7 protein-coding genes are annotated in these 10,833 nt (G+C 70.5%); 5 read left to right on the forward strand and 2 right to left on the reverse strand.

The features are described 5' to 3' along the window. Nucleotides 1–51: 51 nt before the first annotated feature. Nucleotides 52–897 carry a sugar phosphate isomerase/epimerase family protein gene (locus ESO86_RS05715; RefSeq protein WP_340638834.1) on the reverse strand — a complete coding sequence of 282 codons (846 nt, stop codon included), beginning with the start codon at nucleotides 895–897 and terminating at the stop codon, nucleotides 52–54. A gap of 121 nt (nucleotides 898–1,018) precedes the next feature. Between ESO86_RS05715 and ESO86_RS05720 the strand changes: the two genes are divergently transcribed. From ESO86_RS05720 to ilvC, 5 genes are all read left to right on the forward strand, one after another. Next, complete coding sequence (locus ESO86_RS05720; RefSeq protein WP_340638835.1) at nucleotides 1,019–3,247, forward strand: bifunctional alpha,alpha-trehalose-phosphate synthase (UDP-forming)/trehalose-phosphatase; 2,229 nt, start codon at nucleotides 1,019–1,021, stop codon at nucleotides 3,245–3,247. A gap of 110 nt (nucleotides 3,248–3,357) precedes the next feature. Continuing rightward, the gene (gene ilvD, locus ESO86_RS05725; RefSeq protein ID WP_129233987.1) at nucleotides 3,358–5,052 is read left to right on the forward strand and encodes a dihydroxy-acid dehydratase; all 1,695 of its coding nucleotides are present in this window, start codon (nucleotides 3,358–3,360) and stop codon (nucleotides 5,050–5,052) included. Nucleotides 5,053–5,098: 46 nt separating this feature from the next. Further along, nucleotides 5,099–6,907 carry an acetolactate synthase large subunit gene (locus tag ESO86_RS05730; protein WP_129233989.1) on the forward strand — a complete coding sequence of 603 codons (1,809 nt, stop codon included), beginning with the start codon at nucleotides 5,099–5,101 and terminating at the stop codon, nucleotides 6,905–6,907. A gap of 1 nt (nucleotide 6,908) precedes the next feature. After that, a complete protein-coding gene (gene ilvN, locus ESO86_RS05735) occupies nucleotides 6,909–7,418 on the forward strand; it encodes an acetolactate synthase small subunit (protein WP_129233991.1) in 510 nt (169 codons plus the stop codon). A 69-nt stretch (nucleotides 7,419–7,487) separates the two neighbouring features. Continuing rightward, nucleotides 7,488–8,516 (forward strand): ketol-acid reductoisomerase, encoded by a 1,029-nt coding sequence (gene ilvC, locus ESO86_RS05740; RefSeq protein WP_129233994.1) that lies wholly within the window; start codon nucleotides 7,488–7,490, stop codon nucleotides 8,514–8,516. Between the two features lie 96 nt (nucleotides 8,517–8,612). Here ilvC and ESO86_RS18600 read toward each other — a convergent pair. Further along, nucleotides 8,613–10,833, reverse strand: a 2,221-nt coding sequence (locus ESO86_RS18600) for a WD40 repeat domain-containing protein (RefSeq protein ID WP_165307364.1), incomplete at its 5' end; no start/stop codon positions are given.

The raw sequence follows: 10,833 nt of genomic DNA on the forward strand, positions 1-10,833 counted from the left end.
GGCGTCGGGGCCCGTGCCCTTCGCCGCCGCCGACTCGGGGCCGGCGACCGGCTAGGAGTGGCGACCCGGGATGATCGCGTCGATGACGCGGCGGAGCGGCGACTCGTGCGGTGCCTCGGCCGGCGCGGGGGCCGGTGCGACGGCGGTGTGCTCGCGTGCGAACGCCACGGTCTCGCGCAGCATGTCGAGCCGCTCGGACTCGGTCTTCGCCTTCCGCGTGTTCACCTCGGCGACGATCGAGCCGTCCCAGCCCTGGTCGGCGAGCATGCGCAGCACTTCGGCGACGGGCTCCCTGCCTCGCCCCGGGAGCAGGTGCTCGTCGAAGATCTGGCCCTCGCCGATCGCCCCCGACCCGTCGCACAGGTGCACGTGACGCAGGCGCTCGCCGAGGTCGGTCGCGAGCTGCATGCTGTCGGTGCCCGAGAGCGCGGCGTGCGAGAAGTCGAGGGTCACCGCGTCGCAGTCCATCTGGCGCGGGTCCCAGCCGGGCGCGTAGGCCTTCATGTTCCGTCCCGCGGCACGCCACGGGAACATGTTCTCGACCGCGATCTCGACGCCGTGCTCCTCGGAGAGGGTGCGCACGATCGGGAGGAACTCGAGCGCGTAGCTCGCCTGCCAGCGGAACGGCGGGTGGACGACGACGCTGCCCGCTCCGACCGCCTTGGCGAGCTCGGCCGTGCGGGCCAGCTTGACGCGCGGGTCGCGGCCCCAGACGAAGTGCGTGAGCAGCAGCACCGGTGCGTGGATCGAGAGGATCGGGAGCTCGTAGCGCTCGGACATCTCGACGAGCGCCTCGGGATCCTGCGTCGTCGCCTCCTGCGAGACCATGATCTCCACGCCGTCGAACCCGGCATCCTTCGCGATGCGGAAGGCGTGCTCGGGTTCGAGTGGGTACACGCAAGTGGTGCTCATACCGATACGGATCATGAGGCTCGAAGTCTAGCCCCGACGGCTGGGGATCGGGTGGGGACGTTCGGCTGTTAGCCTGATCCACGAGCCGCCAGGAGGATCCGACGACGTGAAGCCCGCGACCGACTCCGACACCGAGCCCGACATCGAGCCGATCTACGACATGGTCGTGGTCAGCAACCGCCTGCCAGTCGACTACGTCGGCGGCGAGGGCGCCGACACGCAGTGGAAGGCCTCGCCGGGAGGGCTCGTCACCGCCCTCGAACCCGTGATGCGGGCCAACGACGGCGCTTGGGTCGGCTGGGCCGGCGTCGCCGACCGCGAGTTCGCGCCCTTCGAGCACGACGGCATCTCGATCGTGCCCGTCCCGCTCTCCGAGCAGGAGATCGAGGAGTACTACGAGGGCTTCTCGAACGACACCCTCTGGCCGCTCTACCACGACGTCATCGCGCCGCCCAGCTTCCACCGCGAGTGGTGGGAGGCCTACGTCGCGGTCAACCGCCGCTTCGCCCAGGCGGCCGCGGCCGCCGCAGCGGAGGGCGGGGTCGTGTGGGTGCAGGACTACCAGCTGCAGCTCGTGCCGCGCATGCTCCGCGAGGCCCGGCCCGACCTGGTCATCGGCTTCTTCAACCACATCCCGTTCCCGGCGTACGGCATCTACTCGCAGCTGCCCTGGCGGCGCCAGGTCGTCGAGGGCCTGCTCGGCGCCGACGTCATCGGCTTCCAGCGGGCGGCGGATGCCGGGAACTTCTCGCGCGCGGTCCGCCGGCTCTTCGGCTACAAGACGCGCGGCACCGTGATCGACGTGCCCGGCGAGGACGGCGCGGTGCGCCACGTCGTCGCCCGCCACTTCCCGATCTCGATCGACGCGGCGGCGTTCGAGGACCTCGCGCGCACGCCCGAGGTCCAGGAACGCGCCCGCGCCATCCGCCGCAGCCTCGGCGACCCCGACATCGTCATGCTCGGCGTCGACCGCCTCGACTACACCAAGGGCATCCGCCACCGCATGAAGGCGTTCGGCGAACTGCTGCGCGACGAGCGGCTCTCGGTCGAGCAGGCCACGCTCGTGCAGGTCGCGAGCCCGTCGCGCGAGCGCGTCGAGACCTACCGGCAGCTGCGCGACGAGATCGAGCTCATGGTCGGTCGCCTCAACGGCGACTACTCGACGCTCGGGCACCCCGCGATCACCTACCTCCACCACGGCTACCCGCGGCAGGAGATGGCCGCCCTGTACCTCGCGGCCGACGTCATGCTCGTCACGGCGCTCCGCGACGGCATGAACCTGGTCGCCAAGGAGTACGTCGCGAGCCGGTACGACGACGACGGCGTGCTGCTGCTCAGCGAGTTCACCGGGGCGTCCGACGAGCTCCGCCAGGCGATCCTCGTGAACCCCCACGACATCGAGGGCCTGAAGGACGCCATGGTCGAGGCCACGAAGCTCTCCAAGCGCGAGCGGGCCCGCCGCATGCGGGTGCTCCGCAAGCGCGTCAAGGAGAACGACGTCGCCAACTGGTCCGCGACCTTCCTCGAGACCCTCACCGGGGTCGGGAAGATCGAACCGGGCGTGCCCGACGGGCTGCGCAGTGCCGTCGCCAAGCTCGCCGAGGCCCCGCGACTCCTGGTCGCGCTCGACTTCGACGGCACCCTCGCCCCGATCGTCGACCGCCCGGAGGACGCCCGCTCGACCGCGCGCGCCCGCGATGCGATCGAACGGATGTCGGAGCACGAGGACACCCGGGTCGCGCTCGTCTCCGGGCGCGCGCTCGACAGCCTCAAGGAGGTCGCCTCGCCGCCCGTCGCGGCGCTCCTCAGCGGATCGCACGGCGTCGAACTGCAGCTCGACAGCGGGGGAGACGTGACGATCGACCTGCGCGAGGGCGAGCTGACGCGGCTCGAGCAGCTCATCGAGATCGTCGAGCAGGCGGCATCCGCTGCGGACGGCGCCTGGGTGGAGCGCAAGCCCGCCGGCATCGCGCTGCACACCCGCAAGCTGGGCGCCGGGGCCGGTGCCGCGCTGCAGCGCAGCGCCCGCGAGCTGGTCGAGCAGGAACTGCCCGGCCTCGCGACGCGCTCGGGCAAGAACGTGCTCGAGTTCGCGGTCCGGGCCAGCGACAAGGGCGAGGCGCTCGTTCGGCTGCGACAGCACGCGGGGGCCGACGCCGTGATCTACGTGGGCGACGACATCACCGACGAGGATGCGTTCGCGGTCCTCGAGGGCGTCGACGTCGGCGTGAAGGTCGGACAGGGCAAGTCGCTCGCCGCGTATCGCCTGAACGGGCCCGACGACGTCGCCGAGCTGCTCGAGCTCCTCGCCGACGTGCGCGACGCCGCGCGCTGAAACGCCGCGGCGCGGTACCCGCCCCGCACTGGACGCCGTGGCGAACGGATGCCGCCGCGAGCGCCGGTCCCGCGGCGAAACGGGTCGCGCGCGGCCCGTAGACTCGACCCATGTCGGAGATCGATCCCAAGCCCCGCAGTCGCGTCGTCACGGATGGCATCGAGGCCACCACCAGCCGCGGGATGCTCCGCGCGGTCGGAATGGGCGACGCCGACTGGGACAAGCCCCAGGTCGGCATCGCCTCCTCGTGGAACGAGATCACGCCCTGCAACCTCTCGCTCGGCCGCCTCGCGCAGGCCGCCAAGGAGGGCGTGCACGGCGGCGGCGGGTACCCGCTGCAATTCGGCACCGTCTCGGTCTCCGACGGCATCTCGATGGGCCACGAGGGCATGCACTTCTCGCTCGTGTCGCGCGAGGTCATCGCCGACTCCGTCGAGGTCGTCATGCAGGCCGAGCGCCTCGACGGCTCGGTGCTCCTCGCGGGCTGCGACAAGTCCATCCCGGGCATGCTCATGGCCGCCGCCCGGCTCGACCTCGCATCGGTGTTCCTCTACGCGGGCTCGATCGCGCCCGGCTGGGTGCGCCTGTCCGACGGCACCGAGAAGGACATCACGATCATCGACTCGTTCGAGGCGGTCGGCGCCGTCAAGGCGGGCAAGATGAGCGAGGAGGACGCCAAGCGCATCGAGTGCGCCTTCGCGCCCGGCGAGGGTGCCTGCGGCGGCATGTACACCGCCAACACCATGGCGTCGGTCGCCGAGGCGCTCGGGCTCTCGCTCCCGGGGTCGGCGTCCCCGGCATCCGCCGACCGCCGCCGCGACTACTACGCGCACCGCTCGGGCGAGGCGGTCGTCGAGTTGCTGAAGCAGGGCATCACCGCACGGCAGATCCTCACCAAGAAGGCGTTCGAGAACGCCATCGCGGTCGGCATGGCGCTCGGCGGCTCGACGAACATCGTGCTGCACCTGCTGGCCATCGCCCGCGAGGCCGAGGTCGAGCTCACCCTCGACGACTTCAACCGCATCGGCTCGAAGGTGCCGCACATCGGCGACCTCAAGCCCTTCGGCAAGTACGTCATGAACGACGTCGACCGCCGCGGCGGCCTCCCCGTGCTCATGAAGGCGCTGCTCGACGCCGGGCTCATGCACGGCGACGCGCTCACGGTCACCGGGAAGACCCTCGCCGAGAACCTCGCCGAGATGGACATCCCCGCCCTCGACGGCGAGGTGCTCCGCACGCTCGACAACCCGATCCACGAGACCGGCGGCCTCACGATCCTGCACGGCTCGCTCGCCCCCGAGGGCGCGGTCGTGAAGACCGCGGGCTTCGACGCGGCGACCTTCGAGGGCCCCGCCCGCGTGTTCGAGCGCGAGCGTGCCGCGATGGACGCGCTCACCGCGGGCGAGATCAAGCACGGCGACGTCGTCGTCATCCGCTACGAGGGCCCCAAGGGCGGCCCCGGCATGCGCGAGATGCTCGCCATCACCGCCGCCATCAAGGGCGCTGGGCTCGGAAAAGATGTACTACTCTTGACGGACGGTCGATTCTCAGGCGGCACAACCGGCCTGTGCATCGGCCATCTGGCACCCGAGGCGGTGGACGCAGGTCCGATCGCCTTCGTGCGCGATGGTGATCTGATTCGGGTCGATATCGCGGCTCGTTCCATCGACCTACTGGTCGACGAGTCCGAGCTGGCAGCCCGCCGCGACGGCTGGGCCGCACTTCCCCCGCGCTACACCCGAGGCGTCCTCGCGAAGTACTCCAAGCTCGTGCGCTCCGCAGCCGAAGGCGCGACGACGGGCTGAGGCTCTCGCCTGTCCCGAACACACCATCACCATGAACAGGAATCGAATGTCCACGGAAGCCAGCACCGTGCCATCGCCCGCCACCCTGTCGCAGTCCCAGAACGGGCCCGAGATGCTCACCGGAGCCGAGGCGGTCGTGCGATCGCTCGAGCTCATCGGCATCACCGACGTGTTCGGACTGCCCGGCGGCGCGATCCTCCCCGTCTACGACCCGCTGCTCGACAGCCGCCGGCTTCGGCACATCCTCGTCCGCCACGAGCAGGGCGCCGGCCACGCCGCCGAGGGCTACGCGTCGTCGACCGGCAAGCTCGGCGTCGCGATCGCGACCTCGGGCCCCGGCGCGACGAACCTCGTGACCGCGATCGCCGACGCGCACATGGACTCGGTGCCGCTGCTCGCGATCACCGGCCAGGTGTTCTCGAACCTCATGGGCACCGACGCGTTCCAGGAGGCCGACATCGTCGGCATCACGATGCCGATCACGAAGCACTCGTTCCTCGTCAAGCGCGCGGAGGAGATCCCGGCGACGATCGCGGCCGCGGCGCACATCGCCTCGACCGGTCGCCCCGGCCCCGTGCTCGTCGACATCACGAAGGACGCCCAGCAGGCGACCTTCGCGTTCTCCTGGCCGCCGAAGCTCGACCTGCCCGGCTACCGTCCGATCACCAAGGCCCACGGCAAGCAGGTGCTCGCCGCGGCGCAGCTCATCGCCGAGGCCAAGCGTCCGGTGCTCTACGTCGGCGGCGGCATCATCCGCGCCGGGGCGTCCGAGGAGCTCCTCGCGCTCGCCGAGGGCACGCGCGCACCGGTCGTGACCACGCTCATGGCGCGCGGCGCGTTCCCCGACTCGCACCAGCAGCACCTCGGCATGCCGGGCATGCACGGCACGGTCCCCGCCGTGCTCGCGCTGCAGGAGTCCGACCTGCTGATCGTGCTCGGCGCGCGCTTCGACGACCGCGTGACCGGCAAGGCCGCACTGTTCGCGCCCGACGCGAAGGTCGTCCACGTCGACATCGACCCGGCGGAGATCGGAAAGATCCGCGCTGCCGACGTGCCGATCGTGGGTGACGCGAAGGAGGTCCTCGTCGACCTGCTGGCCGCGTACCGCGAGGTCACCAAGGCGGGTGCGCCCGACATCGACGAGTGGTGGGCGACGCTCGACGGCCTCCGCACCGAGTACCCGCTCGGCTACGCGCCGACCTCCGACGGCCTGCTCGCGCCGCAGTACGTGATCCAGCGCATCGGCGAGCTCACCGGACCCGAGGGCGTGTACGCCGCGGGCGTCGGCCAGCACCAGATGTGGGCGGCGCAGTTCATCAAGTACGAGCGCCCCAACTCGTGGCTGAACTCCGGCGGCGCGGGCACCATGGGCTACGCGGTCCCCGCGGCGATGGGCGCCAAGGTCGCCGAGCCGAACCGGACCGTCTGGGCGATCGACGGCGACGGCTGCTTCCAGATGACGAACCAGGAGCTCGCGACCTGCACCCTGAACGACATCCCGATCAAGGTCGCGGTCATCAACAACTCCTCGCTCGGCATGGTCCGCCAGTGGCAGACCCTGTTCTACGACGGCCGGTACTCCAACACCGACCTGAACACGGGGCACGACACCGCGCGCGTCCCCGACTTCGTGAAGATGGCCGAGGCCTACGGCGCGCTCGGCATCCGGGTGACGAAGGAGGAGGAGGTCGACGACGCGATCAAGCTCGCGCTCGCGACCAACGACCGCCCGGTCGTGATCGACTTCGTCGTCTCCGCCGACGCCATGGTGTGGCCGATGGTCCCCCAGGGCGTGTCCAACAGCTACATCCAGTACGCCCGCGACCACGCGCCGGCATTCAGCGAGGAGGACTGACATGTCGACCCACGTGCTCTCACTCCTCGTCGAGGACAAGCCGGGCCTGCTGACCCGCGTCGCGGGACTGTTCGCCCGCCGCGGCTTCAACATCGAGTCGCTCGCGGTCGGCCACTCCGAGATCGACGGCCTCAGCCGCATCACCGTCGTCGTCGACGTCGAGGACCTGCCGCTCGAGCAGGTCACCAAGCAGCTGAACAAGCTCGTCAACGTGATCAAGATCGTCGAGCTCGACCCGGCGCAGTCGGTGCAGCGCGAGCACCTGCTCATCAAGGTGCGCGTCGACAACACGACGCGCTCGCAGGTGCTCGAGGCCGTCAACCTCTTCCGCGCCCGCGTCGTCGACGTCTCGACCGACGCGCTCGTGATCGAGGTCACCGGCGACTCCGGCAAGACCACCGCGCTGCTGAAGGTCCTCGAGCCCTACGGCATCAAGGAGATCGCCCAGTCGGGCCTCCTCGCCATCGGGCGCGGCGGCAAGTCGATCACCGAGCGCGTCTTCAAGAACTGACCAGCGGATGCCACGGCGCCGCGCCGAGGCATCCGTCACCTGAACCCCACCCAAGGAGAAAGAACAGCAATGGCTGAGATCTACTACGACAAGGACGCCGACCTCTCGCTCATCCAGGGCAAGAAGGTCGCCGTCATCGGCTACGGCTCGCAGGGCCACGCGCACGCGCAGAACCTCCGCGACTCGGGCGTCGAGGTCGTCATCGGCCTCAAGGAGGGGTCGAAGTCGACCCAGAAGGCCGAGGAGGCCGGCTTCGAGGTCAAGAGCGTCGCGGACGCCGCCGCGTGGGCCGACGTCGTCGTCATCCTCGCGCCCGACCAGTTCCAGCGCCACATCTACGCCGAGTCCGTCAAGGACAACCTGAAGGAGGGCGACACGCTCGTCTTCGGCCACGGCTTCAACGTGCGCTTCGGCTACATCCAGGCGCCCGAGGGCGTCGACGTGATCCTCGTCGCGCCGAAGGCGCCGGGCCACACGGTGCGCCGCGAGTTCGTCGCCGGCCGCGGCATCCCCGACATCATCGCCGTCGAGCAGGACGCCTCGGGCAGCGCCTGGGACCTCGCCAAGTCGTACGCCAAGGCCATCGGCGGCACCCGCGCGGGCGTCATCAAGACGACCTTCACCGAGGAGACCGAGACCGACCTGTTCGGCGAGCAGGCCGTGCTCTGCGGCGGCGTCTCGCAGCTCGTCCAGTACGGCTTCGAGACCCTCACCGAGGCCGGCTACCAGCCCGAGATCGCCTACTTCGAGGTGCTCCACGAGCTGAAGCTCATCGTCGACCTCATGTGGGAGGGCGGCATCTCGAAGCAGCGCTGGTCGGTCTCCGACACCGCCGAGTACGGCGACTACGTCTCGGGCCCGCGCGTCATCGACCCGCACGTCAAGGAGAACATGCAGGCCGTGCTCGCCGACATCCAGTCGGGCGCGTTCGCCAAGCGCTTCATCGACGACCAGGACAACGGCGCCAAGGAGTTCCTCGAGCTCCGCGCCAAGGGCGAGGGTCACCCCATCGAGACCACCGGTCGCGAGCTGCGCAAGCTGTTCGCGTGGACCCAGGTCAGCGAGGACGACTACGTCGACGGCGAGGTCGCTCGCTAGGGCTCGCGCTTCAGCGACCGTCGCCGCACTGGTTCACGAGGGCGCCCATGCACATCGCATCCTGGGCGCCCTCGTCGATTACCCGTCTCGGGGCGGTCAACCCGCCGTGACACCCGACCCGATCGAGTCGGCGCAGGTGGCGTGGTAGGCCTCGTCGCCGAAGTAGGTCGCCCACTCGAGCTCGGTGAGGTCGCGGCCGACCATGCGACATGCGGCGTCGCGCATGGCGCCGGGGTCGAGGTCCCAGAGGAGCACGCCGTCCAGGGTGTTCGTCGCCATCAGGCGGCCGTCGGAGCTCAGGAACCCCGCCGGCCACCACTGGCTCGGGCTCTGGGGCGTCGAGATCTCGTCGCCCAGCCGCCGCACGTCGATCACGTCGTAGATCGCGATGCGCTGGTCGTGACCCGAGAGCAGCAAGGTCGAGCCGTCGTCGCTGACGTTCATGTAGGCCGGGGTGACGCCGGTCTTCGGCAACGAGTGCACCGGCTCGAGCTCACCCGTGCTCCGGTTGAGGCGAGCCGCGCTCGCGCTCACCACATCGCCACCGGGCAGGCCCACCACGGTCTCGTCGTCCTCGAGCCCTCGTGCGACCTCCTCGCCGGAAGCGATGTCGTACACGCTCGTGACGGTGCGGCCGAGGTCGGCGTCCCACCAGGTGAACGAGACCCGATCCTCGCCGACCTGCGAATGCCCGCTTCCGAACATGACGGGGTCGACCGCGGTTTCGATCAGCGTCACGGGTTCGCCGCTGCCGGGGTCGAAGGCGAGCAACCCCTCGTGCATCACCACGAACCCGTAGGAACCGGTCGAGCCATGCGGCACGAACCATCCGTCGCGCGCGTCGTCGGGCACGTCGATCTCGATCGTCGCGTCCGAGTCGACGGAACGCAGCACCTGGTCGCCCAACCCGGTCCGGTTCACCGCGACGGTGTCCCGGCCGACCCACACCTGCTCGAACGCGTCGTCGCTCGCCCGCGTGTCGTCCTCGACGTTCCACAGCCGGACGGCCCCGGGCGATGCGCCGTGCGCGGCGGGCGCGTCAGCGGTGATGAGCAGCGTGTCGTCGGCGCCGAACCCGTCGACCGCGACCTGGCCCTCGGCGATGGGGCGGGTGATCGCCGGCATGCCGTCGACGCGCCATCGCAGCACGGATGCCGGAGATCGGGTCGTGAACGTCACCACCTCCTCGGTTTCCGGAAGGAGGCCGAGACCGCGACTCCAGTCCGACAGGGTGTCGAGCGACGCGCCCGTGGCCCGACCGGTCGCGAGCTCGAACTGACGGATCTGTCCGATCCCGTCGGTGCAGACGAATCGGTCGGGCGGCACGACGATCGCTTCGCCGCAGCGCATCTCGTCGGCGGCGCGCTGCCAGAGCACCTCGCCGGAGGCGAGATCGAGGCGGGCGACCCCGCCCTCGTCCCCGGAGACGATGAGCCCGCCGTCGCCGTCGGGCAGCAGCAGTTGGTTGACCAGGTCGCCGGGCAGGTCGCCCAGCCGTCCCAGCCGCTCGAGGCTCGACGCGTCGTACGCGACGATGCCCTCCTCGCCGCCGACGTACAGTCGCTCGTCGATCAGCGCGAGACCGTTGGTGTACAGGGGAACGCCCTCGAACTCGAGCGGGTCGTGCTCGACCGAGAGCATGACCGCGCCGGTCGCGAGGTCGACCCAGCCCGGATCCCCGGTGACGGCGTGGTTGAAGTAGGCGCGGGACCCGTCCGCGACCACCACGGGGACCTGCCCGGTGCGGTCGTCGAAGTCCACGGTCGGGAAGGGCTGCTCCCCGGTCGCCAGGTCGACCGCGTCGAAGTAGTTCCTGCAGCAGCTGTCGCGCGCCGGGTCGCGCTGCGCGCCCGACTGGATGAACGCGGTCGTTCCGTCCTCGCTCACGAACACGTCGCGCTCGAACCTCGGGTCCACCGGTGCGAGGTCGACGTCGTACTCGCGGATCGTGCGGCCGTCGTCGAGATCGATCACCCGGACCGAACGAGGCTCGGCCGTGGCCCCGGGGGACTCGTCGTCGATCAGGCGATCCTCGACGATGAAGGCCGTACGGGTGCCCGGGATCAGTGCGCCGTTCACCCTCGATTCGCCGAGGGAGAGCCGGGCCACGAGCCCGTCCGCGCCGGTGAGGGCTCCGAACAGGGCGGATCGTGCCCGTGAGTCGTCGGGCCAGCGACGCTGCAGCTCGACCGCGAGGAGCGCCGCGACGGCGCGGTCGCTGTCGCGGATGCCGAGCGAGGTCGCGGCGAGCGCCTCGATCGTCGCGTCCTCGGCGGCGGCACTCGCCTCGTTGCCGCGCACGACGGCGATGCCGCCC

The organism is Agromyces binzhouensis (assembly GCF_004135055.1).
In the GTDB taxonomy this organism is placed as follows: Bacteria; Actinomycetota; Actinomycetes; order Actinomycetales; family Microbacteriaceae; genus Agromyces; species Agromyces binzhouensis.